This is a genomic window from Salipiger aestuarii, assembly GCF_003259905.1.
In the GTDB taxonomy this organism is placed as follows: domain Bacteria; phylum Pseudomonadota; class Alphaproteobacteria; order Rhodobacterales; family Rhodobacteraceae; genus Salipiger; species Salipiger aestuarii.
Map to the genome: position 1 here is coordinate 1 of NZ_QLMG01000047.1, position 25,454 is coordinate 25,454.

The window sequence follows — 25,454 nt, forward strand, 5'->3', positions numbered from 1 at the left end:
CCTTCCCATGGTCACAGATAAGTAGACCATCACACGCTGGGACTAAACACCTGGGGCTGGCCAGCCGAAATCGCGCCCGAAACAAGCCAACATTCCGTCCCAAAAAATCCGAAATGATGACCTATATATTAATTCTCAACCGTGTGGAACATATAAATTTTATAGAGTTAAAAAGGGAAATATCAATATCTCTCGCTTGTAGGCGCGGTTAATATTCGCGTGGAATACAACCGGATCAGTCTTTCACAAAGTCAGCAACGGGATATTTGGATGGCCTACTCAGCCGGAGCGGGAGACGCTTCTACGGAAGCGAACAGAGATCAAGACGTTTATCTGTCGGATTTCGTAAACCTGTCCACGCAATCCATTGCCGATGTCCGCTTTGAAAACGATGTGCGCATCATCACGTCGCAGGCGGAGTTCGAGGCGGCCTATACCGAACTGGCCGCCGGGGCGGGTGGTGTCATCAAGCTGGACACCGCAGGCGGCCCCTATGTGCTGAGCCATTACGACGTTGGTAACGAACAGGTCGACGCGCCTGTCATGATCACCTCACTGACCCCCGAAGAACCGGCTGTCCTGAGGTCGGTTTACATGCGAAACCACGAGAATTTCCACCTGTCGGATGTCAGGATCGAAGAGGATAGCGGCACGCTTATAACGATCCAGAACACAACCAATTCGGGAATTTACCAAAGCGAAATCGCGTCTATCGCCGAAGGGTCCGGCGGCGTGTCCGAAGCCGCCGGCGGCGCCACGATCGGCGCATCCGGCGCCGACATCCGCCAGGTCGAGAACTTCAATTTCGTCGGGAACGAGATGCACCATCTCTTTCACGGCGCCACCTTCCGCGAAGTCGTCGGCCTGACCTACACCAACAACGAGCTGCATTCCCTGCAGGGCGACGGGACACGCCTGGGCGGGGTGCAGGACGCGCTGATCGCCGACAACTGGTTCCATGATTTCCTGGGATCGACTCACGCCTATAACCATTCTGATTTCGTTCAGATATGGGGCAAGAATATCTGGTTGAATAACAAAGATATAACCATCCAGTCAAATTTCTTCGATAATTCTTCGGGACCGGCATATCAGGTCATATTCGGCCACAACGAGGATTACGAAGAAAACGGGCTTCTTTTCGAAAACATCACGGTCGACAATAACGTGATCTGGGGAAGCGCATATCATGGCATTTCCGTGTCAGATACGCTGAACATGGCGGTGACGAACAACACGCTTATCTACCGCAAGGACGCCTATTACCTGAATGCGGATGCGACCCGTTCAACCCTGAAAAGCCCCGGCTGGATCGATGTCGAGGGGGCCGGATACCTTGTCGAGAAAAATGTCGGCCTGCGGATCCGCGATGACGGCGACAACATGACGCTGACCAACGGGTCCGCCGCCGATCCGCTGCACCAGATGAACCAGTACACCAACCTTACGGTCGGCGAGAGCGGCGATCTGCGCGACATCACCCTGCTGCCCGACAGCGATCTGAACGGCGTCTACGGATCAAGCCTGTTGTGGTACGACGAAACCCCGGACTCGCTGATGGCGGTGGCGCGCGTGTCTGTCAGCGCGTCGGACCGGTCGGTCTATACGCTGGATGCGGGCTTGTCGCGGGGGCCGGACGGGCTGATCGACGCGGACACCGACGTCCTGTGGACGCTGGATGACGGGCGCAGCTTCAGCGGGGCGCAGATCCAGGTGGATTTCGGGACCGCCGGGCAGCATGGCTATACCCTGACCGTCACCCGGCCCGACGGCACCAGCGACATCATCACCCGCAGCATCGACGTCGAGGAATCCCTGGTGCTCGATCTGCGGATGGTGGACGGCGCGCTGACCAATGTCGCCCCCGATCACATCACTCTCAAGAACCTCGACACCGTGGCGCTTGACGGCGAGAGCCTGCGCATCGGCGAGGGTCCGCAGCTCGAGATCGACCGCTCGGTGGCCGACATCTTCAACCTCAGCTCGTTCGATTTCTCGATGACCCTGGACATCGACGAAGGCTCGTCGGGCACCCTGCTGATGATCTATGAATCCTTGCAGGCCACCGTGGGGACCGATGGGTCGATCGCGTTCGGATTCACCAACGGCGACACCTGGTTCACCGCCCATTCCGCAGGCGGCCTGCTTGGCAGCGATCCGGTGCACCTGAATTTCGTCTATGACGGGGCGCATCTGCGCATCTACGCCGATGGCGCGATCGTGGCCGAGACCGACGCACACGGGTCGACCCAGAATTCGAAATACTGGGGGCTGACCTTTGGCAACCCCTGGAAGCAAAGCGTCGACGGCCTGCTGTCGAACATCTCGATCAAGTCCGAAGCGTCGAGCGCGCTGGCGATCGCCGAGGCCGCCGATGCCCGCCTCAGCGCGGCGCTGGCCCCCGAGCCGGCCGTTATCGTGCAGACGCTGTTCGCGACCGATTTCTCGACGCCCGAGATTGCGGGCCTGACCATATCCGCCGAGGATATCATGACCTCGCCCACCGGCGAGGCCGGCGTGATGGTGGCGGGCAGCCACGTCGAATTGAACCGCAGCACCGGGTTTCTGTACGACGCGGGGTCGTTCGACATCACCGTGTCGGCGCAGCATTTCGACACCGCCAGCGAAGGCACGATCCTGTATCTGCACAAGACGCTGTCGCTGTCGATCCGGTCGGACGGGCGGCTGGCCTTCAGCCTGACCACGGATGACGGTACCCAGATCGTCAGAACGCCGGGAACGCCGCTGGCGGACGGCAACGCGCATGACATCAGCATCGGCTATGACGCCGACGCCGGCCTGATGCAGATCGCGGTGGATGGCGAGGTGCTTGCCCAGGCCGATCAGACCGGGCTGACCCCGGCGGTGCAATACTGGGGGCTGGCCATCGGCCACCCCTGGGCGGGGGCCGAGCCGGACATGGCGATCACCTCGCTTGACATCGCCGACCGGCCGATCCTCGCAGAGCCGACCCCGATCGACTATGACGCCGACACGCTGATCTTTCTCGATTTCGACGGGACGGTGGCCAACGAGGTGGCCACCGCCGCCATGCCCGAGGTCACCCGCGGCGCCGTGACCTATGCCAGCGAAGCAACCGACGGCCCGACCGATGGGCAGACCGATACCTGGGCCGAATTCGATGGCCGCACGACGGTCAGCGTGTCGCGCTACGTTCAGGAACTGCACGCCCGCGACACGTTCGAATTCGTGGTCAACATGCGTGACGGCGACAACGTGGGGACGGAATCAGTCTTCGCGATCTACGGCGCGATGGCGCTCAGCATCCACGACAACGATTTTCACTTTTCGATGCAGACGGGGGGCAGCACGGTTTCGCTGCACAGCGATTCCGCCGTGCTGGCCGATGGTGCCTTCCACGAGGTCCGGCTTGGGTATGACGCGGCGGGCGGGCGGCTGGCGATGATGGTGGACGGCGTGATCGTCGACGAGGCCTCGGCCACCGGGCCGACGGCAGAGCAGCAATACTGGGGCCTGTCGATCGGGTCGGGCGGGAACGGCGCGCTTGACGCCGACCTGACCCATTTCTCGATGAACGATGCGGCGGACTGGCTGACGATCGGTTGACCGGGCGCGGTTCGATCAGAAGCGGCTCAGGTCGCGCTGGCCTTCGGCCGGGCGCGGATCGCGGATCACCGCGTGGATCTGTTCGCGAAAGCGCGCCAGGATCGACCGCATGTCCCAGCGTTCGACCGCGCGCGCCCCCGCCGCGGCGCCCAGCCGGGTGCGTTCCGGGGCATCGTCCAGCAGCGCCTCGACCTCGCGCGCGAGGGCGGCGGCATCGCCCGGCGGCACCAGCCGGCCGCAGCCTGTCACCTCTTGGCCAAGAGCGGTGTCGGGATCGGCAGTGGCCAGCACCGGGCGGCCCGAGGCCAGCATGTTGGTTAGCTTTGACGGCAGCACCAGATCCGCCGCCCCGGCGATTTGCGGCAGCAGATGCAGGTCGGCCATGCCCAGAAGGTCGCTCAGCCGGTCGACGGGTTGCAACGGAAAGAACCGCATCATCGGCAGGTCCTGCGCCTGCTGTTTCAGGATCCCGCGCATCGGCCCGTCGCCGCACACGGCGATGGTCAGGTCGGTGCGGTGGCGCAGGCGCCGGGCCATGTCGGGCAGGATCTCCAGCCCCTGTTTGTTGGCCAGGTTGCCCGAATACAACGCCACATGCGGCGTGTCGATGCCCAGCTCGGCCTTGAGCGGCGAGACCCCGGTGATCGGTTTCACCTTCGAGATGTCGGCCCAGTTTCGGAATTCGGTGATCCGCCATTCCGCGACATCCTTGCGGCGCAGGCGCGACAGCATCGGCCCCGAGATCGAACTGACCCGGTCGAAACTGCCCAGGACCGCGTGTTCGAACCGCTCGGCCAGGCGCCCGACAAGGCTTTTCTGATCCAGCAGGCCGGTGGCAAAGGCGGCCTCGACCTCGAAATCCTGCACATGCAGCCAGGTCGCGGCCCCGCTGAGCCGCGCCGCCGCCAGCACGCCGGGCGCCGAGATCAGCGACGGCGCCACCAGCAGGATAAGGTCAGGCCGCTGTATCAGCGCCTTCCACAGCAGCACCGGAAAGGCGCTAAGCGCAAAGCTGAGGTGGTGGAGGATACGGCGCCCCCCCGTCGGGGCGCGCGGCACGTAGATCGGGCAATGCACCACGCGCGTGCCTTCGGGGCCGCGGCGCAGGGCCCACCAGGGGCGACGCCAGCCCTCATAGGTGCGCCAGGCCGGATAATAGGGCCGCGCCGCGATGACATGGGTTTCGACCCCGTTGCGCGACATGTATTCGGCCATGCCCGAGGAATAGACCCCGATGGCAATCATTTCCGGCGCATAGTTGAGCGAGACGATCAACACCCGCTGCGCCTTGCCGTTCGCGCAATCGTTCCCGGGGTTCGTCATGCTTGTGTTCTCCGCTTGCTCGATACATTGCAGGAACCAACCCATACCACCGAAATCTGGCCGCCCGCCTGCCGCAGGCTTTCCCCCAGCGTTCGCCCATATCTAGAAAAATTGCCACCGGAAAACCCGAGAACCCGGCAGAATTGCGTTTGCCCCGGCGTGGCCTTGGGCACACAGGGGATTCTTGCCGAGAATGAAGGCAAAGCAGCAAGGCGCGGGGGGATTTGGGGGTGGACAGGCCCGTCCACCCTGACGCAGGGTCCACGCGACGTCCCTGGTTCGGCGAGTAGAACATCTGCCATGACATCGGCATTCCGGAACAGCCCCCCCCCTCCGATCACACCTGACCAGGACAAGGAGGCCCCTCCGCCGGCGCTGACCGGCCAGCCCGGCGCGCCGGCCGAGCTGACGGTCATCGTGGTCAGCTACAACACCCGCGAGCTGACCCTGACCTGCCTGCGGACCCTGTTGGCCGCAACCCATGCGGCGCGCGCCCATGTGGTGGTGTTCGACAACGCCTCGTCCGATGGTTCGGCAGAGGCGGTGGCGGAGGCATTTCCGCAGGTCGAACTGATCGCCAGCCCCGACAACCTGGGGTTTGCCCGCGCCAACAACGTGGTGGCGTCGGCGGCGCGCACCGACTGGTTGCTGCTCTTGAACCCCGACACCGAAGTCCATGACGGCGCCATCGACGCTCTGCTGGCGTTTTCCCGCGAACACCCGCAGGCGGGCATCACCGGCGGGCGCACGGTGTTTCCCGATGGCAGCCTGAACATCGCGTCCTGCTGGATGCGCATCACGCCCTGGTCAGCGTTCTGCATGGCCACAGGGCTGACGGCGATGTTTCGGGGCAGCGCGGCGTTCAACCCCGAGGGCATGGGATCGTGGGCGCGCGACAGCGTGCGCGAGGTCGACATCGTGGTCGGCTGTTTCCTGATGATCCCCAGGGCCTTGTGGGACAAGCTGGGCGGCTTCGATCTGAAATATTTCATGTATGGCGAAGAGGCGGACCTGTGCCTGCGTGCCCGGGCGCTGGGGTATCGCCCCGCGATCACACCGGATGCGCAGATCATGCATCTGGTGGGCGCGGCCTCGGGCAAGCGGGCCGACAAGCTGCGCATGGTGGCCAAGGCGCGCGCGACGCTGATCCGCGATCACTGGCCGCGCTGGCAGCGGCCGTTCGGGTTGGCGATGATGTGGCTTTGGGCGGCGCTGCGGCGGGCCGCATCGGGGCTGCGCGGCGGGGCTGCGGCCGAGAAATGGCGCAGCGTCTGGGCCACGCGCCGCGACTGGCTGGGCGGGTACACGCAATGACCGACGCGCATCCCGCCGACGCCCCCGCCCACAAGCTGCGCCTGAACCGCCCCCAGCGGCTGTGGCGGCTGCTCAAGGCCAGCCTTGATCCGCGCGCCTGGGCGCATCTGATCAAGATGGTGAATTTCTACAATTACACCCACGTTGCGCCGCTGCGGCAGATCCGGCTGGGCGAAAACCCCTCGATCAGCCCGACGGCGGCGTTTTCCTATCCCGAGCGCATCCGCATCGGCGCGCGGGTGCGCGTCGGCTTTCGCTGCGTGATCTGGGCCGGGCCGGGCACCGGGCGGGTCACTCTTGGCGACGATGTGCTGCTGGGCCCCGAGGTGATGATCACCGCGTCGGGCTATCGCTACAACGATGGCGCGCCCGTCACCGATCAGGCCAGCGACGAGGCCGATGTGGTGATCGGCAATGATGTCTGGCTGGGCACCCGCGTCACGGTGTTGCCCGGCGCGCGTATCGGGGACGGCGCGATCATCGGCGCGCATTCGGTGGTGCGCGGGCACATCCCCGCCATGGCCATCGCGGTGGGCAGCCCGGCGCGGGTGGTTTCGCAGCGGCAGATCGAGGGCACCGGGGGCGGTCCGCGATGAAACTGAACCGCCCCTCGTGGCCCCTGGCGATCGGCCTGGCGATCGGCCTGGCGATCCTTGCGGCGCTGGCGGGCATTGCCTTTGGCACGCTGAACGACTGGACCCATGGCGCCTATCTCGACCTGCGCCGCAACACCCGCCTTGCCCTCGGGCTTGAAAAACACTGGATGCGCCTGCCCGGCCCCGGATCGACCGACCCGCGCAGCCCGGTGGCCTGCCCCGACCCGGCCGCCACCCGCGTGCTGGTGACCGGCGGGCAATCGAACGCGGCCAACACCAATACCAAGGCCGCCACCCTGCCCCCGGATGCCGATGTCTATGCGTGGTTCAATGGCGTCTGCTGGCGCGGGACCGATCCGATGCCCGGCGCGCAAGGGTCCGGCGGCAGCCTGTGGCCCCCGCTTGGCGCGGCCCTGTCAAAGGGGCTTGGCCAGCCGGTGCTGTTCATCAACGGCGCGGTCGGCGGCTCGCAGGTGGGCGATTGGCTGGACCTGCGCTCGGGGTATCTCGATGCGCTGCTCGGGCGCATCGCGGCGGCGCGGGCGCAGGGCTACGCGCCCGAGCTGATCCTGTGGCACCAGGGCGAAAGCGACGCCAACGTGATGCCCGACACTGCCAGGGGCCGCGCCGCCATGCGGGCGCAGTTCGACGCGCTGATCGCGCAGCTTCTGGCGGCCACGCCCGATGCGCGGCTGTACCTGTTCCAGGCATCCAAATGTATTGGTCCGCGCCGTGCCGACGGGGTCGAGGCGATGCGCGCCGTGCAACGCGCCGTGGCCGACGCCACCCCGCGGGTCATTGCCGGGCTGAACACCGACAGCTTCGGCAACGATTACCGCTGGGACACCTGCCATTTCAACAGTCTCGGGCGCGATGCGGTGGTCGCGCGGATCACGCCGCAGATCATGGATCTGCTGGGCGCGGCGGCGCGCTCTGGCGAGGCAGGGCGAAATCCCCTAGAATGACCGCTGCCCCCGTCGTCGGCCCGGCCCGCGACCAGACCGAGGACTGTTCCACCATGTCCAGATTTCCCCTGTCCGGCCCCCGCCATGGCGGCTGGCATCCCGGTCGCCGCACCGTGCTGGGCGCGTTTGCGGCGCTGTGCGCGGCCCCCCTGTGCGCCGCGCCCTCCGGACCGGTGATCGACGTGGCCGACCGCGATAGCCTGCTGGAGGCCGCCCAGACCGCCGCGCCCGGCACCACGCTGCGCCTTGCGCCCGGGTTTTACACCGCGTTCAAGCCGCGCGGCGCCAAGGGCACCGCCGACCGGCCCATCACGCTGATTTCCGCCGATCCGGCGGACCCGGCCCGGCTGGGCTATATGCTGATGGACGATTGCGCCCACGTGGTTCTGGACGGGCTGGTGTTCGATTATCGCTTCGATCCCGCGCACAACATGAATTTTCGCCCCTTTACGGTGCGCGCCTGCGAACACGTGACCCTGACCGGCTGCCTGTTCGATGGCGACGACATGCGGTCCGATCAGGCAGACCCGGTGTATCACGGTTATGGCTGGGCGCTGGGGCTGAGCCTGACAAGCGCGCGCGGCATCACCCTGCGCGACAGCGAACTGCGCGGCTTTGGCCGCGGCATGGTGGTCGAGGATTGCCATGACCTGACCATCACCGGCAACGAGCTGCATTCCATGCGGATCGACGGGATGAACTTTGCCCGCGTGTCCGACATGCGCCTGGAAAACAACCACATCCATGATTTCCGCCGCTCGCCCAAGGACAAGGGCCACCCGGACATGATCCAGTTCTGGACCCGCCGCACCACCGCCCCGACCCGGCGGGTGGCGATCCGGGGCAACCTGCTCAATTCCGGGCTGGGGCCGCTGACGCAGTCGATCTTCATGCGCAACGAAGAGGTGGACACCGGCGCGGCTGGGCGCGAGATGTTCTACCGCGATCTGCTGATCGAGCAGAACGTCATCATCAACGCCCATCTGCACGGCATCACCGTGGGCGAGACGCTGGGCCTGACGATCCGCAACAACACGCTGATCCACAATGCGCGCTCGGACGGGGCGGCGGACAACCCCGATCTGTACACCCCGCGGATCACCGTCAAGGAAAGCTCGGAGCAGGTCAGGATCCTGCGCAACCTTGCCTATGTGGTGCCAGAGCCCGCCGCCGGATGGGAGATCGCCGACAACGTACCGATCCAGGACCGCCGCATGGCCCTGTCGACCTATTACGACAAGCTGTTCGTGAATGCCCGTAAAGGCGATCCGCAGGATCTGGCCGCGTTCCGGTATCGGCAGGACGGCCCGCTGGCCGGGGCCGGGCTGGGCGCCGGATGGCTGGATGTTGCGGAATAACCTCATGGCCGTGGCGGACCTGAACACCAACGCGATGCGCTCCGCCGCACCCGCCAAAAGCAGCAACACCGCCGCCCGAGGCGACCGCCTGAGCCGCGTCGCTGTGGCCTATCTGCTGTGCATCATGCTGCCGGTGTTCTTCAAGCTGGGGCCGCTGGGCATGAGCAACCTGCGGCTGCTGCTGATCGTGATCGTCGTGCCGCTGCTGGTACGGCTGTACCTGGGCCATTTCGGCAAGCTGGTGCTGCCCGACGTGCTGTTCCCGGTCTTCATCCTGTGGACGCTGCTGTCGCTGATGCGCAACAACCCGGACATGGCGATCGAGAACACCGGCTCGACCGGGATCGAATTCCTGGGGGGCTACCTGTGCGGGCGCGCCTATGTGCGCAGCACCGGCCAGTTCCTGCAACTGTGCCGCTGGCTGGCGCTGATCGTGTGCCTGCTGATGCCCATCGCGCTGATTGAGGCCGCCACCGGGCGGCTGTTGCTGGGCGAGATGCTGTCAAAGCTGCCCGGCATGGGGTCCGAGACACAAAACGTCGGCGGCGGGCGGCTGGGACTGGATCGGGTGCAGACGGTGTTTGCCCATCCGATCCATTTCGGCCTGTTCTGTTCGGTCGCCGTGTCGATGGTGTTTGTCGCGATGAAGGGCCAGATGGCCCCGCCGCTGCGCTATCTTGTGGCGGGGCTGATGATCATGACCGGCTGTCTGGCCCTGTCCAGCGGCGCGTTGCTGGCGATGGTTCTGCTGATTGGTCTGGTGTCCTGGGCGTGGATTTTTCGGCAACTCAGCTGGAAATGGTGGCTGCTGCTGGCGATGATGGCGCTGGCCTATGTGATGGTCGACCTGTTGTCGAACCGCTCGCCCCTGCGGGTGTTCCTGAGCTATGCCACGATGTCGGCGCATACCGCCTATTGGCGCGCCATCATCTTTGAATGGGGCATGGTCAACGTCTGGGAAAACCCGCTGTTGGGGCTGGGGTTCAACGACTGGAAGCGCCCGGTCTACATGATCTCGGGCAGCATGGACAATTTCTGGCTGGTGATCGCCGTGCGCTACGGCATCCCGGCGTTCCTGTGTCTGGCACTTGGGGTCTTTGTGCCGTTGCTGCGGATTATATTTCGCGATTTCCGCGCCGATCCGCGACTGGCGCAGGTGCGGCTGGCCTGGGTGCTGACATTTGTCTGTCTGAGCTTTACCCTTGCGACCGTGCATATCTGGGGCAACATCTTTTCCTTCGTCTTCTTCATGTTCGGGGCGGGGGTGTGGATGGTCCGGGCCGAGGTACAGGCGCCGCAGTCCGATGACGGCCCAGATCAGGGCGCGCCCTCTGGTTTGGCGCAGGGCGACACCTCCGGGCGCGCACCGCCCCGCTACACGCGGTTCGCCCACGATCAGGCAGCGCCGCGCCGGAGACCGCCCGCCTGACCCCCCCGCCCCGCCCGGGGCGGTTTTCCGGTTGAGCCGCTGCGCCGGGCCGATTAACACACAGACAGACATGCCTGATCGGCACAGGGCGCACGGTATCGGGAAACCCAAGTGCCTCCAAAGCCGTGCGGCACACTTTGATTTATCCGCCTTTTGACCTGACCGCATTTCCCCAAGGACGCTCGCATGCCCCATCAGGCCCAAGCCCTGAGCTTCGACGTGGTGATCGCCACCCGCAACCGCCCCGAGGCGCTGGCGCTGACCATCCCGCTGCTGCTGGGCCAGTCGCGGCGGCCTGAAAAGCTGATTATCATCGACAGCTCGGACGATCACGCCCCGGTGGCGCAGGTGGTCGCGGACACCACCGCCGGGCAGGGCATCGAGGTCATCGTCGAGCATACCAAACGCGGCACCGCCCGTCAGCGCAACCGCGGGCTGAGTCATGTGAGCGCCGACGTGGTGTTCTTTCCCGACGACGACACGCTGTTCTTCCCCGGCACCAGCGCCGCGATCATGGACATCTACGAACGCGACACCTCCCGTCAGGTCGCCGCGGTCAACCCGGCGGTGTCGCTGACCCCGCCCGAGGGCGCGCTGGACGGCGCCGCCTACGGCATGTCGCAAAGCCATACCCGCGAGGCGCGCACCGTTGGCTGGCGCACCCGGCTGGGCCGGCTTCTGCCCGACATCAACCCGCGCTTCGTCATCGGGCGCATTCTGGTGGATCGCGCCCCCGATCTGTCGTGGCTGGACGAACTCGAGGCCAAGCCGGTCGAATGGATGACCGGCTTTCGCATGACCTTCCGCACCGAAGCATTGCGCGCCACCGGGTTCGAACCAGTGTTCGGCGGCTATTCCCTGTTCGAGGATACCGATGCCTCGTGGGCGGTGAGCGAATTTGGCTGCGTGCTGGGCACCCGGCGCGGGCAGGTCTATCACCACCGGTTCCCGTCGGGGCGGGCCGACCGCTACGGGCTGGGGGCGATGGGGCTGGCGAACCTTGCCTATCTGATGGCCAAGCACAGCACCGATCGCGGCCTGACGGCGGCGCAGCGCCGCGAGGCCCTGCGCAAGACCCGCAGCTATGCCCGGCTGCGGATGCTGGCCGCGCGACTGCGGGCGCTGCGCGGCGACCGCGGCGCCGCCGAGGATCTGCGCGGCATGAAAGCCGCCTGGCCGTCGATCGACCGGCTTTTCGCCGCGCCGCGCGCCGACCTTGCGCGCCTCTATCTGGACATCAAGCACGAGATCGGCATCGACTGATCCGGCGCGGCAACACAGGGGGCACCCGGCCTGGCATGGACGATCTTCACGACAGGACTTTGCTCATTAAGGCCAAGGGCGGGCTGGGCAACCGCATGCTTTCGGCGATCTGCGGGCTGATCTTTGCCGACCTGACCGGGCGTGGCCCGGTGATCGACTGGCGCGACGGCAGCTATGCCCCCGAAGGCGAAAACGCCTATCCGCTGTTGTTCGACGCCCCCGAGGGCATGGCCGCGCCCGATGCGTTCGACGACTGGCAGGGCGCAGTGTCGCCCGCCACATGGCAAGGCAGCCTAGATGTGCCGGCCGCCCGCATGGTGCATCGCCACGACCCGGCGGCCCATTCCAGCGCCCGGATCTACCGGCGGTTCTGTACCGACCTGTCGCGGCTCGATGCACCTCAGGCGCTGGCGGTGTTCTGGTGCTACCTGCCGAAATTCGCCCGGCTTGCCCCGCATCTGCGCCGCGATCCGCGCTTTGCCAGGCGCGCGCGCAGCGCCATCATCGAAGACTACCTTGCCCGCTATTTCACCCCCAACGCCCGCGTTCGCGCTGCGGTCGAGACCGAGATCGCCGCCATGGGCCGGCCGCACCTTGGGGTGCATGTGCGCTACACCGACCGCAAGGTGCCGGTGCACCGCATCGAGGCCGCGCTTGACCGCAAGCTCAAGGATCAGCCCGACGCGGCGATCTTTCTGGCCACCGACAGCGCCGAAATTCAGGACCGGTTCGCGCAGCGCTATGGCGGACGGATGCACAGCACCGATAAATATCTGGCCGCCGATGGCGCCCGCCTGCACGAGATGTTCAGCGGCCCCGACGGCGTCACCAAACAGACCGAGGCGGAAAATGCGCTGATCGACATCCTGCTGCTGTCGCGGTCCAGCCATCTGGTGTGCTCGCGCCATTCCACCTTTGCCGAAACGGCGATCCTTTACGGGGCCATGACGGGGCGGGTCACCGACATCGACCGCCTGAACCCCAAGGTCGTGATCAAGCGCACCGTGCAGGATTACCTGTGAGGCTCGCGCGATGACGATGACACAGGCCCCTCCTGCCAGCCCTGCGCTGAACAAGGTCCTGCGCGGCAACCTGTGTTCTGGCTGCGGCGCCTGCGCGGCGCTGGCCCCAAAGGCGGTGAAGATGCGCATGACCCCGCCCGGCTTCCTGCGCCCCGATCAGACCGCCCCGCTGCCCGCCGATGCCGAGGCGGCCATCGCCGCCGCCTGCCCCGGCCTTGGCCAGACCGTCGACGCCGGAACGCGGCGCGACGATGCGCTGTGGGGGCCGTGGATCGACATGCAGATGGGCCATGCCACCGATCCCGCGCTGCGCCATGCCGGGGCGTCGGGCGGGGCGCTGTCGGGGCTGCTGGCGCATCTGCTGGACAGCGGCGCGGTGGACGCGGTGATCGAAACCGCCGCGTCGGACGCGGTGCCGGTGGCCAATGACACCGTGCTGGCGCGCAGCCGCGATGACATCCGCGCCGCTGCCGGGTCGCGTTATGCGCCGTCCGCGCCGCTGGCCGCGCTGCCCGATGCGCTGGCCGATCACCGCGCCAGCGGGCGGCGCTTTGCCTTTGTGGGCAAGCCTTGCGATGTGGCGGCCCTGCGCGCGATGCAGACGGGCGATCCCGAATTGCGCACCGCCATCCCGGTGCTGCTGTCGTTCTTTTGCGCCGGGGTGCCGTCGCAGGATGGCGCGCGGGCGCTGCTGTCGGCGCTCGACGCCCCCGAGGACCGGCTGCGCAGCTTTCGCTATCGCGGCAACGGCTGGCCGGGGCAGGCCACGGCGCAGCTCGACGACGGCAGCGAACGGTCCATGAGCTATCACAACAGTTGGGGCGGCATTCTGTCGAAACATGTGCAGCATCGCTGCAAGGTCTGCGCCGATGGCACCGGCACCGCCGCCGATATCGCCTTCGCCGACGCGTGGGAGGCGGATGCGCGCGGCTATCCGGTGTTCTCCGAAGCGCCGGGGCAAAGCCTGATCGTGGTGCGCAGCGACACCGGGCAGCGCCTTTTGGACGAGGCGGTCGCTGCCGGGGCCATCGCCGTCGCCCCCTTCGATGCGACAACACTGGCCGCGATCCAGCCCGGCCAGCGCGAACGGCGCCGGGCGCTGGCGGCGCGGCTGGCGGCGCTGATGCTGGCCGGTCGCCCGGCCCCCCGCTACAGGGGGCTGCGCCTTGTCGCGGCGGCGCGGCAGAACCCGCTGCGCCGGAACGCGAAGAATTTCCTCGGGATGCTGCGCCGTGCCCTGCGCGCGCGTTCTGGCGGCCCGACCAAGCCGCCCAGATAACAGGCACAGACAAGGAACCCCCATGGCCCCTCTGCGCATCACACTGATCATGCATTCGACCCGCTCCGACAATCTCGGGGTCGGGGCCCTGACCGTGGCCGAGGTCGACATCCTGCGCCGCCTCGCCGCCGAAGCCGAGCGCACGGCCCAGATCACCATCGTCGATTTCAAGGATGCCCGCACCCCGTATGTGACGGGCGACGACATCCGCATCGTCGATCTCGACCGTCGCTTCATGACCCGGCCCGGCGGCTATCTTGCGCTGGCGCGGGCGTCGGACATGGTGGTCGACATCGGTGCCGGTGACAGCTTTGCCGATATCTACGGCAGCGCACGGTTGAAAAAGATGTTTCTGCTCAAAGCGCTGACCCATCTGGCGGGCACGCCGCTGGTGCTGGCCCCGCAGACCATCGGGCCCTTCACCGGCGGCTGGACGACGCGCGCGGCGCTGGCCTCGATCCGGCGCTCGGCGGTGGTGGCGACGCGCGATGCGCTGTCGACGCAGGCGCTGCGCGACATGGGCTTTGCCGGCGCGGCCATCGAGGCCTCGGACGTGGCGCTGCGCCTGCCCTACACACCCCCTGCCCCGCGCCCCGAGGGCGCGCAGCTGCGGGTCGGGTTGAACGTGTCGGGGTTGCTCATGGCCGGGGGCTATGCCGGGGGCGACAAGCTGGGCGAGGGCGATTACCCCGATCTGATCCGCCGCCTGATCCGCCATTTCACCCAAGAATTGCCGGGCATCGAGCTGCATCTGGTGCCCCATGTTATCGTCGCCGGGGGGCGCATGCAGATCGAGGATGACCAGCGCGCCAGCGCCGCCCTTGCCCGCGAATTCCCCGATGTGGTGCTCGCGCCCGCCTTCGCCTCGCCCTCCGAGGCAAAAAGCTACATCGCGGGGATGGATTTCTTTGCCGGGGCGCGGATGCACGCCTGCATCGCCGCCTTTTCGTCGGGGGTGCCGGTGGTGCCCATGGCCTATAGCCGCAAGTTCGCCGGGCTGTTCGGCACGCTGGGGTACGATCACACGGTGAATTGCACCGGCAGCAGCGCCGACGCGGTGTTTGCCGCCGTCACCCAAGGCTGGGACACGCGCAAGACCCTCGCCCGCGACCTGGCGACGGCGCTGCCGCGTGGGCTGGCGCGGCTTGACGTTTACGAGGCGGCGCTGCGCGCGCTGATCGCCCGGATCCCGGCGCGATGACGCCCCAAGCCGCGATCATCATCCCCCACCACGCCGATCCGGTGCGATTGGAACGCTGCCTTGCGGCGCTGGCCCCACAGCTTGACCCCGAGATCGAGGCGGTGGTGGTGGACAACGCCCCGGCGACCCCGCTGCCCGCTGCGCTGATTACGCGCTTTCCCGCCGTGCGCCTTGTGGTCGAACCCGCCGCGGGGGCGGCCCATGCCCGCAACCGGGGCGTCGCCGAAACCCGCGCGCCGCTGCTGATCTTTCTGGATTGCGACTGCCTGCCCGACCCGGACTGGTTGCAGCGCGCCCTGGGCGCGGCGCGCGCGCATCCCGGCGCGCTGGTCGGCGGGCGGGTGTCGGTCTTTGACGAAACCCCGCCGCCGCGCTCGGGGGCTGAGGCGTTCGAGGCGGTCTTTGCCTTCGACAACCGCGCCTACATCGCGCGCAAGGGGTTTTCGGTGACGGCAAATCTGGTCGCGCCGCGCGCGGTGTTCGACCGTGTGGGCGGGTTCAGGCCCGGCCTGTCCGAGGATCTGGACTGGTGCCACAGGGCCACGGCGGCGGGCACGCCGCTGGTCTATGACGACGGTCTGCGCGTGGCACATCCGTCGCGATCAGACTGGCCGGCGCTGGCGCGCAAATGGCGCAGGCTGACCGACGAGGCGTGGGGGCTGCAGGAGCGCGGCCCGCGCGCCCGGATGTTTTGGGCGCTGCGCGCGCTGGCGATGCCGCTGTCGGCGCTGGCGCATCTACCCAAGGTGGTTCGATCGCGGCAGCTGCACACGCCAAGCGAAAGAAACCGCGCTGCCGCGACCCTTTTCAAATTGCGAATCACGCGGGGGGCCTGGATGGTCGGCCAGGCGTGCCGGTCCGCCCGGAATTCCGAAACGCGGCGCTGAAGAGACGCAGAATCGCCACAGGCCCGGTGAGCCGCACGGTTTTGACACAAATCGGGCCAAAACCCTTAACGCGACGTGGTAATTGAACGACGAAATTTGAAAATTCTGTACGTGACGTTAACAAACGATATCTTGGGAAAGATAAATCCGTGCTATGCACTGCCAACAGCTGGCGCAGATTGCGTACGCCAGACGACTTATTGAAAGGTCAAGCCTTATGAAAACAAGTTTTATAGCGATTGCGGCAGCAATGGCGATTTCCGGTGGTAGCGCTCAGGCTCTCACCACCATCAACAGCGCCGTTTCAGCTGCATCGTCGACATCCACGATCAACACGAATGGTATCGCAACCAACATCGATTTCACATGGAGCGCGGCGCCGACATCCGCGTATGTGACGTTCGAGGTGGACGCCACATCGTATCTTTACATGGATGAATACAGCGGCATGTCAGCGTCGCCCGAATACAGCGCGTTCATGCTGTATCGCGGCGCCACCAACCTGACGCAGGATTACACTCTTTGCGCCCACTCCACCGTGCTTGCAGACATTCGCGGCAGGTGTAACCTGGTGACCAACTACGGGGCCTCCGGCGCAATCACCAACTACGATCTGACCAGCACCACCACGGCCTTTGCGGTTCTGAATCCCGGTGTCGAGTATCTGGTTGGCGTCGTCGAAGGCGGAACACCGGCGGACGGCCTGCTGTCCTTCCAGATCTCCGAAGGTGCTTATGTTCCGGCAGCTGCAGCTGTACCGCTGCCCGCCGGTGGCATGCTGCTGCTTGGGGCGCTTGGTGGCATCGCCGCGCTACGCCGTCGTCGCAAGGCCGCCTGAGCCGGCCAACGCAAATCGCGCAACGAGATCTGAAAAGGGGCCGCAGGGCCCCTTTTTGCTTGCCTCGCGCTATTCGGCGAGCGCCACCCCGCAGGGGCCAGCGCCGCGCCTCAGGAATAATAGCTATAACCGTGCTTTTCCTCGGGAAAATTGCACTTGTTCAGAACGACCCCCAGAACATTGGCATGTGCCGCGATCTCGCGTTCGGACGCATCTATTTCCTTGATGGTCGTGTGTTCCGCAGCTGCAACCAGAATGACGCAATCAACATGCTGCAGGAATCCGATGGTGTCGTCTCCGACCTGTAGCGGAGGCGTGTCGAACAGCATCAGCGTCGGGGCATAGATCTGTTCGATCCGGTCCAGCGCCGCCCCGCACCGAGGCGATTGCAGCAGGTCCGACGAATTGTGGCGCGGCCCGTCGCTGGTCGAGATCGCAAAGCGGTCATTCAGCAGGCAGGCGTTGGCCGCCAGATCCGCGTCGCCATGCAGCACCTTGCTGACATCCTGCGGCTGCTTCAGCCCGATCTTTGTCGCCAGGCTGGGGCGGCGCAGATCCGCTTCGATCAGGATGGCCGAGACGGCCTCACGCCGGGTCATGCTGAACCCAAGGTTCAGCGCCATGGTGCTTTTGCCGCAGCCGGCGGTCGGCGAGGTGATCCCCAGCCGCTTCCAGCCATTGGTCCGCATCAGTTTCAGCACCCGCGTGCGTAGCACGTCGAAGGCGGCGAAATCATCCTTGTTGGTTTCGCTCGCCCCGCCGACAAGCCGCATCCGGCCCATCAGCGCGCGATCCGGTGCGTGCCGGGGCAGCGCCTCCCACGACGAGGGCGTATCGACCGGGTCGGGCCGGCGCGAAACACCGGAGGCCGAGGTGTTGCGCGATGCACGCGCCTTGGCAATCGCGGCCTGGATACGTTCCATGCGGGTTCCTTCAGGATTGCAGTGCGCCAAGCGCGTTGCGGGCACGGGCGACGACCATCTCGAATGCCCGACCCAGCGGCATGACCTGGCTGTCGACCAGCCACAAGCCACCGCCCAGCAGCAGAACCGCCACGGTGACCGACACCGCAAGCACCCGGCGGCGCCTGCGCAGCTGATGGTAGGTATAGATGTAGGGCACCGTGGCCAGCGCCTCGATGCCCAGCTTGGCGGTGATCTCGGACGGGCGGCGCACGGTGCCGTTCAACAGCTCGATCAGGGCGATCAGCGCCATGCCCAGAACAAGCCCGCCGGCCACTCCTCCCGCCGCCAGAACCGGACGGTTCGGGCTGACCGGGTTGCGCGGGGCGATGGCCTGCTCGACGATGCTGATGCGCTGGCCCTTGGACAGCGCCTCGATCATGTCGCCGGTTTCAGCGCGGGCCTGGTTCGCCACCGCCTGATTGTACTGCGCCTGCAGGTTGGCATAATCGCGCTGCATCGCGTCCAGCGTGACGGAATTTCCAGGCGTGCGGCCGATGGTGTCGGCCAGGTCGTCCATCCGGATCTCGAGCTCTTCGCGGCGGCGCTTGATCTCGGCGATCTGGCTTTCGATGTCCGCAAGCTGAATTTCAAACGGGCTGGGCGGGGCGGCGCCTGCGGGGGCGTTCTCGCCCAGACGGTCGGCCGCCGCCTGCTGTTCGGCCACCGTCTGTTCCAGCGCCCTGATGCGCGCCTGCATCAGTTCCAGCCGTGGGTTTGTCTCGGCCAGGACCACCCGCGCATTTGCATATTCCCGCCGCAGCTGCGCGAGCTGCTGCATTTCGGCGGTGGCCGCGCTGCCGATGTCGGCGTCGGGCACGCTGCCGGTGTTCTCGAACAGATCGACAAGGCGCGCGCGGCGATCCTTGAGGCTTTGTTCATCGCGGCTGAGCTGCGTCAGCCGTTCCTGCAACGACGCCTGCTGGGTGCGGCGGAAATCCAGACTGTCAGGCAGAGCATCAAGGTTCTGTTCCTGGAACGACAGCATCCGCGCCGACAGCCGCGAGATTTCCTGCCCCAGTCGGTCGACTTCCTGGGTAAAGAATTCCAGCGTCTGGCCGGACACGGTGGTGCGCATCCGCACGTTTTCGCTAAGGATCAGCGTGACGATCTCGTTGGTGACCCGCGCCGCCCGCTGGGCATCGGAATCGCGAAAGCTGACATTGACCAGCATGGCATTGCGCCCGCCGCCGCTCAGCCCGATCGCGATCCGGTCGCGCAGGTCCGCGACCTTGTCGGATGCGGGCATCTGCGCATCCTCGCCGGTGTAGATGGCCATCCGGTTGGCAAGCTCCAGCAGCACCTCGCGGGTCAGGATGCGCTGTTCGATGATCGAGATCTGTTCGCCCGCGTTGGTGCGCACCGTCGAGGCCGCCAGCTCGTCGGGGATCTGCTCGGCCTCGACGATCATCCGGGCGCTGGATTCGTAAACCGGCGGCAGCGTCACCGCGAAATACAGCCCAGCCGTGGCCCCCGCGATGACAACCAGAATGAGCCAGGGCAGATGTCGCAGAAAGCTGCGCCAGTAGAAGTTCAGGTCCATGCGCGTCAGTCCACTCTTTTATCACTGGTCAGCCGCATCACGTCGGCGCCGGGGTCGGCCAGTCGCGGGGCGGGCGGGTGGTCGCCGCCAAAGAACGCGTCGTCGTCCAGAATCGCCTGCACACTGCCCCGGGCGACCGTGGCCGCGTCTGCTGCAAAGGCGTACATCAGCGCCATCTCGGACAGCTGGTTGACCAGCCGCGGCACGCCGCGCGACACCTCGGCGATCAGCGCGATCGCCGCATCGTCGAATAGCATGGCCCCGCCCCCCGCCGTTTCCGACCGGTGCCCGATATAGGCCCGCACCTCGCCAGGGGACATCGCGCCGAGATGGGCCGCGGCCGCCACCCTCTGGGCGAACTGGGTCATATCGGGGCGGCGCACCATGTCGCGCAGTTCGGGCTGCCCCGCCAGGATCAGCTGCAACAGCTCGTCCGGCCCCGAATTGATGTTGGTCAGCATCCGCAGCTCTTCGAGCGCCTCGCGGCCAAGGTTCTGCGCTTCGTCGAAGATCAGCAGCACCCGGCGCCCGGCGGCGTATTCCTCGATCAGAAAGGTTTGCAGCCGGTCGAACTGGGTGACGTAGCCTTCGCTCGCGCCGAGCGCCAGCCCGAGCGCCTGCAGCACCCATTGCAGCAGCTCGCCGCGGCTGCCATGGGCATTGGTCACAAGGCCGATGGTCAGCTCGGGACCCGAGGTTTCGATCAGATGGCGCAGCAGGGTGGTCTTGCCCGCGCCCACGTCGCCCGTGATCAGCGTCACCGGCGCGCAGGTGATCACCCCGTATTCCAGCATCGTCCAGGCGCGGGTGTGCGCCGGGGACCAGTAGATGCAGCCCGGATCAGGCGCCAACGAGAAAGGCCGGGTTTTCAGGCCGAAATGCTGAAGATAATGCTGCAAATCGCTCATCACGTCACCTGAAGTTCGAAGGCACCATGATCAGCCCGGCCGCGAGGGGTTGCGGGGGGCGCGATGCCTCGCGGGGTTCTTCTTAGCGGGTGGCCCGCACCGAAGCAACGAGACACCGGCTCTGGCCCCCTGCCAGCGCCATCTTTGCCCCTTGCCGCCCCCACGCCCCCGTTCGTTGCGCATTTTCCATTCGTCGCGAAATCGTCACGCTACAATGCCCTGTGGTGCAGGCATCATCCGCAGGACCCCCATGGAAAATGGCGGACGCCGACCTGCGGCGCGCGCCCCGCCCCGGTTTGGGTCGACACACCCGCAACAACTCCTGTAAAGCACATTGTGGACGGAAGAAGACACCGCCCTGCCATTTTCAGCCAATCAGCTCGCGGCCAGTCCTGCGGCGCACTTATTTCAAGATTGTACATGACCAGAATATTTCGCCTGATCTCAGCCCTTGGCTTGTCCATTTTCCTGCTTTCCGGATGCCAGAACGAAGAGGAAAAGGCCGAAGGGTTTTACCAATCCGCCCTGACCTATCTTGGACAGCAGGATGTCGACCGCGCGCTGATCGAACTGCGCAACGTCTTCAACCACGACGGCTATCACAAGGACGCCCGCGCGCTTTATGCCCGGCTGCAACTGGACCGGGGCAATACCACCGAGGCCTATGGCCAGTATCTGCGTCTGATCGAACAATACCCCGACATCGCCGAAGCACGCGAGGCGCTGGCCACCATGGCACTGGAACGGCGCAACTGGGACGAAGCCACGCGCCACGGCGAGGCCGCCATCGCGCTTGACCCCACCCACATCGGCACCCGCGCCATCGCCGCCGCTCTGAACTATCGCACCGCCGCGCTGGCCCGCGACACCAAGGCCCAAGCCGACGCCGTGACCGACGCCCGCGCCGTTCTGGACGAAGATCCCTCGCAGCAGGCCGCGCGCCGGGTGGTGATCGACTCGCTACTGGTGGCCGAAAACGCCGAAGCGGCGCTTACCGAGGTTGACAAGGTTCTGGAATATTCTTCGAATTCCGGCGAATTCAACATGTTGCGCGGCCAACTTCTTGCGCGTCTGAACCGCACGGACGAGCTGGGCGATCAGTTGCGCAGGCTGTACGGGCTGTTCCCCGAAAATGAATCGATCCGCAACGACCTGATCCGCTGGTACCTCAGCGTGCAGGATTACAAGGGCGCCGAAAGCTTTCTGCGTTCGGAAGCGGGCGCGCCGGATACGGACGCCACCGGCAACCTGACCGTGGTCGACCTGCTGCGCCGCACCCAGGACCCCGAGGCCGCGGGCGCCGAGTTGGACAGGCTGATCGAGGCCGCGGGCGACAGCGCCCCGGCAGAGCTGTATCGCGCCATCCGCGCCTCGGTCGCGTTCGACAATGGCGACCGCGACACCGCCATCGCCGACATCCGCGCGGTGCTGGACAGCGCCGACGCCAGCGACCAGACCCGCCGCATCCGCATTATGCTGGCGCGGATGCTGGCTGTCACCGACAACCCCGTCGGTGCGCGCGAGCAGGTCGAACAGGTGCTCGCCGAAGATCCCGGCCAGGTCGATGCGCTCAAGATGCGCGCTGCGTGGCTGGTTGCAGTCGATCGCCCCGGCGACGCGGTGATCGACCTGCGCACGGCGCTGGACCAGGCGCCGCGCGACAGTGCGATCCTGCTGCTGATGGCCGATGCCTACCTGCGCGACGGGTCCGAAGCGCTGGCGCAGGAACGGCTGTCGATGGCGGTGCAGGTGTCGGAAAACGGCGCGGCGGAATCGGCGACCTACGCGCGGTTCCTGATCCCGCGCAACCGGCTGCAACAGGCGGAAACCGTGCTGACCAGCGCCCGCCAGCGCGCGCCGCAGAACATCGAAATCCTCGGCCTGCTGGGCGAGATCTATCTGCGCCAGCAGAAATGGCCGCAGGCGCAGGGCGTGATCGACGTGCTGCGCGACATCGACGATCCGCAGGCCGCCAACCTGGCCCGCGTCTATCAAAGTGGCATCCTGCTGGGGCAGAACCGCATCGACGAGGGGCTCGACTATCTGCGCGCGCAGATCGCTGCCGACGACGGCAGCGATCTTGGCGCGGTGATCCAGCTGGTGCGCACCCAGATCATGACCGGGCGCGTCGACGAGGCCCGCAGCTTCGCCGATGCCGAGCTGGTCAAGCGCCCCGACAGCATCCCGCTGCAGCTGCTGAACGCCAACATCCTGGCCCTGCAGGGCGATCTGGCCCAGGCCGAGACCATCTATCGCGACCTGCTGTCGCGCCAGCCCGACATCGAACCGGCGATCCTGCAATTGCAGGCACTGCTGCGTGCCACCGACCGCACCGCCGAGGCCGAAACGCTGGTCGAAGCGGGCATCAAGGTTCTGCCCCGCTCGCGGCGCCTGCGGTTTCTTGAAGCGTACCGTTTTGAGAAGAAAGAGGAATTTGAAAAGGCGATCACCCTGTACGAAGAGCTGTACGAGGAACAAAGCTCGGACGTGGTGGTGGCCAACAACCTTGCCTCGATGCTGTCGAATTACCGCGACACCCCCGAGGATCTGGACCGCGCCTATGCCATCGCGCGCCGGCTGACCGGAACCGACGTGCCGGCGTTTCGCGACACGCTTGGCTGGATCCTGTTTCTGCGCGGTGATACCGAAGGTGCCTTGGAACAGCTGCAACCCGCTGCCAATGCCCTGCCCGAAGAGACCAGCGTCATCGCCCATCTGGGGGTCGCGCTGGCCGCCGCCGGGCGCAACGAAGAGGCGCGCGATGCCTTGCAGCGCGCGCTGGACATGGCGCCAGACACCGATGCCGCGTGGAAGACCCGCGCCGCCGAGGCGCTGGGGCAGATGTAATCCCTGCCCCGCCCTGTTGCAGCACGACCACGGGGCGGGAGCTGTCGTATTGGCCACATCGGCAGAACACTCTTTGTGCTTTATGGTCCGCGCTCGATCCATCCGAACAAGAGAGTTTCCCAGATGCCGATTGTCCGCGCCCTGATCGTATCAAGCCTGCTTGCGGCGCTGGCGGTCGCCCCCGCTGCGGCACAGCAGGGCAATTACGCCATCCGCCCCGGCGACACGCTGCGCCTCGAGGTGCTTGAAGACGAAAGCCTGAACCGCAACCTGTTGGTGCTGCCGGACGGGCGCGTGTCGGTGCCGATGGCCGGGTCCATCCCCGCCGCCGGGCGCACCGTCAGCCAGGTCCAGCGCAACATCGCCGCCGCGCTGGCCGACAGCTTTGCCCTGGCGCCCACCGTCTATGTGGGCATCAACGCGCTGGCCGAGATCCCCGAACAGGTGGTCGAGCCGATGATGGTCTATGTGCTGGGTGAGGCGGCAAACCCCGGTCTGGTCGAGATCCGGCCCGAGACAACCGTTCTGCAACTGTTCGCGCAGGTCGGCGGATTCACCAACTTTGCCGCGCTCAAGCGCATCCAGCTGCGCCGCACCGATCCCCGCACCGGGACCGAAACCATCTACAGGCTGAACTACAAGGACATCCAGGCCGGGCGCAGCCCCAACGGCCTGGTGCGCCTGGTCGACGGCGACGTGATCATGGTGCCCCAACGCCGCCTGTTCGAATAAGCCACCGGCATGAAACGCCCCTTTCCCCGGCGCACCGCCACCGCGCTTGCCGCCCTGTCGCTGGCCTGCGCCCTGCCGCTGGCCGCGCAGGAAGCGGGCGGCGTGTTGATGCAGTTCACCCTGTCGCAGCGCCTGCAAACCCTGACCAACCCCGACCTGGTGCCGGGCGAGGAAGACGAAAGCAGCTTCAGCAGCAACACCAACCTCGGATTCAGCCTGTCCAGCGTGACCCGCACCGACAAGCTGACCCTGACGCTGGGCGGCAGCCTGCGCCATGTCGATGCCCCGAACGCCGACGATGACGTGGCGTTCGGGTTTCAATCGCCCTCGGCCGGCCTGAGCTATGCCCGTATCGTCGGGACCAACCGGCTGAGCGCGGGGATCAATCTTGCGGTGTCGGATATCTCGTACCTGCGCTCGGTGACGGTTGCCGACACCGACAGCACCGACCCGGACGGCGGCATCCCCGATGACACCGTCATTGACATCGACGACGAATACAGCACCGGTACAAGGCGCGAGCTTGGCGCCAATGCCGAAATCGGCTTTGGCGTGGGCGGGCCGGTCGAGCTGGGGCTTTCGCTCAACGCCCGTAGCATCCGCTATTCCGACGCCGGCCCCAGCTATGACGACAGCGACGGCTACGGCCTGCGCGGCAGCTGGGCGCTGGCGCTGCCCCCCGGCGTCATGCTGTCGGGGGGGCTGGGCTACAGCCAGTTCAAGGAAGACGGCAGCAGCACGCGCGACACCTGGTCGCTGTCGAACACGCTGGCCCTGCAACAGGCGCGCGGCACGCTGAGCGGCACGCTGGGGCTGAGCCGGATCGAGGAAGGCACCCGCAGCACCATCGACGTGGGCTGGTCGCAGGCCCTGCCCGACGGGGCGCTGGGGGTCAATCTTGGCGTCACCCGCGCCGCCAGCGGCGACGCCGGCCTGACCGGGGGGCTGTCATGGTCGCAGGATCTGCCGAACGGGCGGGTCAAGGCCGCGCTGCGCCATGGGTTCGGCGCCAACAGCGACGACCAGGAAACCCGGTTCACCAATGCCTCGGCCTCGCTGTCGCACCAGCTGACACCGCTGACGGCGATGACCCTTGGCGTCAGCTATGTGCGCAACGAGGTCTCGGACAGCGACAGCACGACCCGTCAGGGAGCCCTGAACGCCGGGGTCAGCCACGATCTGGGCCAGGACTGGGGCCTTGGCGCCGGGTACCGCCACACCGTGCGCCGCGAAGACGGCCCGGACTGGGCGGCATCCGACAGCCTCTATCTCAGCCTCGGGCGGACGTTTTCGGTGCGGTACTGACAGGGGCGCACACCCTGCAAGACCGTGATCCAGGATGCGGCGCACAGGACGTTTCGCCCCTCGCGCCACGGGGCGCAAGCCGCTAAACTGCCGT

19 protein-coding genes are annotated in these 25,454 nt (G+C 66.3%); 15 read left to right on the forward strand and 4 right to left on the reverse strand.

Features of this window, described 5'->3' with window-relative positions; all coding sequences use genetic code 11:
* Nucleotides 1-270 precede the first annotated feature (270 nt).
* Nucleotides 271-3,588 carry a LamG-like jellyroll fold domain-containing protein gene (locus ATI53_RS18490; protein ID WP_111551065.1) on the forward strand — a complete coding sequence of 1,106 codons (3,318 nt, stop codon included), beginning with the start codon at nucleotides 271-273 and terminating at the stop codon, nucleotides 3,586-3,588.
* A 15-nt stretch (nucleotides 3,589-3,603) separates the two neighbouring features.
* On the opposite strand, the gene ATI53_RS18495 is transcribed toward ATI53_RS18490, so the two are convergent.
* A complete protein-coding gene (locus tag ATI53_RS18495; RefSeq protein ID WP_111551078.1) occupies nucleotides 3,604-4,911 on the reverse strand; it encodes a WcaI family glycosyltransferase in 1,308 nt (435 codons plus the stop codon).
* 300 nt (nucleotides 4,912-5,211) lie between these two features.
* On the opposite strand from ATI53_RS18495, the gene ATI53_RS18500 reads away from it, so the two are divergent.
* The 11 genes from ATI53_RS18500 to ATI53_RS18550 all read left to right on the forward strand — a co-directional run bounded on the left by ATI53_RS18500 (nucleotide 5,212) and on the right by ATI53_RS18550 (nucleotide 17,063).
* Nucleotides 5,212-6,225 carry a glycosyltransferase family 2 protein gene (locus ATI53_RS18500; protein WP_111551066.1) on the forward strand — a complete coding sequence of 338 codons (1,014 nt, stop codon included), beginning with the start codon at nucleotides 5,212-5,214 and terminating at the stop codon, nucleotides 6,223-6,225.
* On the forward strand, nucleotides 6,222-6,821 hold the full coding sequence (locus tag ATI53_RS18505; protein ID WP_009506838.1) for an acyltransferase: 600 nt from the start codon (nucleotides 6,222-6,224) through the stop codon (nucleotides 6,819-6,821). The genes ATI53_RS18500 and ATI53_RS18505 overlap by 4 nt, the downstream gene beginning before the upstream one ends.
* A complete protein-coding gene (locus ATI53_RS18510; RefSeq protein WP_111551067.1) occupies nucleotides 6,818-7,786 on the forward strand; it encodes an SGNH/GDSL hydrolase family protein in 969 nt (322 codons plus the stop codon). Before ATI53_RS18505 ends, ATI53_RS18510 begins: the two co-directional genes overlap by 4 nt.
* Before the next feature lie 53 nt (nucleotides 7,787-7,839).
* A complete protein-coding gene (locus ATI53_RS18515; protein ID WP_170134614.1) occupies nucleotides 7,840-9,144 on the forward strand; it encodes a right-handed parallel beta-helix repeat-containing protein in 1,305 nt (434 codons plus the stop codon).
* Complete coding sequence (locus ATI53_RS18520) at nucleotides 9,131-10,573, forward strand: O-antigen ligase family protein (protein WP_170134615.1); 1,443 nt, start codon at nucleotides 9,131-9,133, stop codon at nucleotides 10,571-10,573. Before ATI53_RS18515 ends, ATI53_RS18520 begins: the two co-directional genes overlap by 14 nt.
* Nucleotides 10,574-10,759: 186 nt before the next feature.
* The gene (locus ATI53_RS18525) at nucleotides 10,760-11,836 is read left to right on the forward strand and encodes a glycosyltransferase family 2 protein (RefSeq protein ID WP_009506834.1); all 1,077 of its coding nucleotides are present in this window, start codon (nucleotides 10,760-10,762) and stop codon (nucleotides 11,834-11,836) included.
* A 35-nt stretch (nucleotides 11,837-11,871) separates the two neighbouring features.
* A complete protein-coding gene (locus ATI53_RS18530) occupies nucleotides 11,872-12,858 on the forward strand; it encodes an O-fucosyltransferase family protein (protein WP_111551069.1) in 987 nt (328 codons plus the stop codon).
* A 10-nt stretch (nucleotides 12,859-12,868) separates the two neighbouring features.
* On the forward strand, nucleotides 12,869-14,137 hold the full coding sequence (locus ATI53_RS18535; protein ID WP_009506832.1) for a Coenzyme F420 hydrogenase/dehydrogenase, beta subunit C-terminal domain: 1,269 nt from the start codon (nucleotides 12,869-12,871) through the stop codon (nucleotides 14,135-14,137).
* Between the two features lie 22 nt (nucleotides 14,138-14,159).
* Entirely contained in the window at nucleotides 14,160-15,338 is a 1,179-nt protein-coding gene (locus tag ATI53_RS18540; protein WP_009506831.1) for a polysaccharide pyruvyl transferase family protein, read from the forward strand.
* Nucleotides 15,335-16,225, forward strand: a complete 891-nt coding sequence (locus tag ATI53_RS18545) for a glycosyltransferase family 2 protein (RefSeq protein WP_009506830.1) — start codon at nucleotides 15,335-15,337, stop codon at nucleotides 16,223-16,225. Before ATI53_RS18540 ends, ATI53_RS18545 begins: the two co-directional genes overlap by 4 nt.
* Nucleotides 16,226-16,442: 217 nt before the next feature.
* Nucleotides 16,443-17,063, forward strand: a complete 621-nt coding sequence (locus ATI53_RS18550) for a VPLPA-CTERM sorting domain-containing protein (protein WP_170134616.1) — start codon at nucleotides 16,443-16,445, stop codon at nucleotides 17,061-17,063.
* 110 nt (nucleotides 17,064-17,173) lie between these two features.
* Here the strand turns inward: ATI53_RS18550 and ATI53_RS18555 are convergent, their stop codons facing one another.
* The 3 genes from ATI53_RS18555 to ATI53_RS18565 are packed head-to-tail and all read right to left on the reverse strand — an operon-like array spanning nucleotide 17,174 to nucleotide 20,476.
* Nucleotides 17,174-17,986, reverse strand: coding sequence for a CpsD/CapB family tyrosine-protein kinase (locus ATI53_RS18555; protein WP_009506828.1), 813 nt, complete (start codon nucleotides 17,984-17,986; stop codon nucleotides 17,174-17,176).
* 10 nt (nucleotides 17,987-17,996) lie between these two features.
* Nucleotides 17,997-19,568: a GumC family protein gene (locus tag ATI53_RS18560; RefSeq protein WP_111551070.1), complete on the reverse strand. Its 1,572-nt coding sequence runs from the start codon at nucleotides 19,566-19,568 to the stop codon at nucleotides 17,997-17,999.
* 5 nt (nucleotides 19,569-19,573) lie between these two features.
* Nucleotides 19,574-20,476, reverse strand: a complete 903-nt coding sequence (locus tag ATI53_RS18565) for an ExeA family protein (protein WP_111551071.1) — start codon at nucleotides 20,474-20,476, stop codon at nucleotides 19,574-19,576.
* A 420-nt stretch (nucleotides 20,477-20,896) separates the two neighbouring features.
* Here ATI53_RS18565 and ATI53_RS18570 point away from each other — a divergent pair, with 420 nt between their 5' ends.
* From ATI53_RS18570 to ATI53_RS18580, 3 genes are all read left to right on the forward strand, one after another.
* Nucleotides 20,897-23,323, forward strand: a complete 2,427-nt coding sequence (locus ATI53_RS18570) for a tetratricopeptide repeat protein (RefSeq protein WP_170134617.1) — start codon at nucleotides 20,897-20,899, stop codon at nucleotides 23,321-23,323.
* A 123-nt stretch (nucleotides 23,324-23,446) separates the two neighbouring features.
* Nucleotides 23,447-24,055 carry a polysaccharide biosynthesis/export family protein gene (locus ATI53_RS18575; RefSeq protein ID WP_009506824.1) on the forward strand — a complete coding sequence of 203 codons (609 nt, stop codon included), beginning with the start codon at nucleotides 23,447-23,449 and terminating at the stop codon, nucleotides 24,053-24,055.
* 9 nt (nucleotides 24,056-24,064) lie between these two features.
* A complete protein-coding gene (locus ATI53_RS18580) occupies nucleotides 24,065-25,360 on the forward strand; it encodes a TonB-dependent receptor (RefSeq protein ID WP_111551073.1) in 1,296 nt (431 codons plus the stop codon).
* Nucleotides 25,361-25,454: the final 94 nt, after the last annotated feature.

Excerpts from the sequence above, each read along its gene's own strand:
- ATI53_RS18490 (WP_111551065.1), top strand. The coding sequence starts at position 271 with ATGGCCTACTCAGCCGGAGCGGGAGACGCTTCTACGGAAGCGAACAGA.
- ATI53_RS18495 (WP_111551078.1), bottom strand. The coding sequence starts at position 4,911 with ATGACGAACCCCGGGAACGATTGCGCGAACGGCAAGGCGCAGCGGGTG.
- ATI53_RS18500 (WP_111551066.1), top strand. The coding sequence starts at position 5,212 with ATGACATCGGCATTCCGGAACAGCCCCCCCCCTCCGATCACACCTGAC.
- ATI53_RS18505 (WP_009506838.1), top strand. The coding sequence starts at position 6,222 with ATGACCGACGCGCATCCCGCCGACGCCCCCGCCCACAAGCTGCGCCTG.
- ATI53_RS18510 (WP_111551067.1), top strand. The coding sequence starts at position 6,818 with ATGAAACTGAACCGCCCCTCGTGGCCCCTGGCGATCGGCCTGGCGATC.
- ATI53_RS18515 (WP_170134614.1), top strand. The coding sequence starts at position 7,840 with ATGTCCAGATTTCCCCTGTCCGGCCCCCGCCATGGCGGCTGGCATCCC.
- ATI53_RS18520 (WP_170134615.1), top strand. The coding sequence starts at position 9,131 with ATGTTGCGGAATAACCTCATGGCCGTGGCGGACCTGAACACCAACGCG.
- ATI53_RS18525 (WP_009506834.1), top strand. The coding sequence starts at position 10,760 with ATGCCCCATCAGGCCCAAGCCCTGAGCTTCGACGTGGTGATCGCCACC.
- ATI53_RS18530 (WP_111551069.1), top strand. The coding sequence starts at position 11,872 with ATGGACGATCTTCACGACAGGACTTTGCTCATTAAGGCCAAGGGCGGG.
- ATI53_RS18535 (WP_009506832.1), top strand. The coding sequence starts at position 12,869 with ATGACGATGACACAGGCCCCTCCTGCCAGCCCTGCGCTGAACAAGGTC.
- ATI53_RS18540 (WP_009506831.1), top strand. The coding sequence starts at position 14,160 with ATGGCCCCTCTGCGCATCACACTGATCATGCATTCGACCCGCTCCGAC.
- ATI53_RS18545 (WP_009506830.1), top strand. The coding sequence starts at position 15,335 with ATGACGCCCCAAGCCGCGATCATCATCCCCCACCACGCCGATCCGGTG.
- ATI53_RS18550 (WP_170134616.1), top strand. The coding sequence starts at position 16,443 with ATGAAAACAAGTTTTATAGCGATTGCGGCAGCAATGGCGATTTCCGGT.
- ATI53_RS18555 (WP_009506828.1), bottom strand. The coding sequence starts at position 17,986 with ATGGAACGTATCCAGGCCGCGATTGCCAAGGCGCGTGCATCGCGCAAC.
- ATI53_RS18560 (WP_111551070.1), bottom strand. The coding sequence starts at position 19,568 with ATGGACCTGAACTTCTACTGGCGCAGCTTTCTGCGACATCTGCCCTGG.
- ATI53_RS18565 (WP_111551071.1), bottom strand. The coding sequence starts at position 20,476 with ATGAGCGATTTGCAGCATTATCTTCAGCATTTCGGCCTGAAAACCCGG.
- ATI53_RS18570 (WP_170134617.1), top strand. The coding sequence starts at position 20,897 with ATGACCAGAATATTTCGCCTGATCTCAGCCCTTGGCTTGTCCATTTTC.
- ATI53_RS18575 (WP_009506824.1), top strand. The coding sequence starts at position 23,447 with ATGCCGATTGTCCGCGCCCTGATCGTATCAAGCCTGCTTGCGGCGCTG.
- ATI53_RS18580 (WP_111551073.1), top strand. The coding sequence starts at position 24,065 with ATGAAACGCCCCTTTCCCCGGCGCACCGCCACCGCGCTTGCCGCCCTG.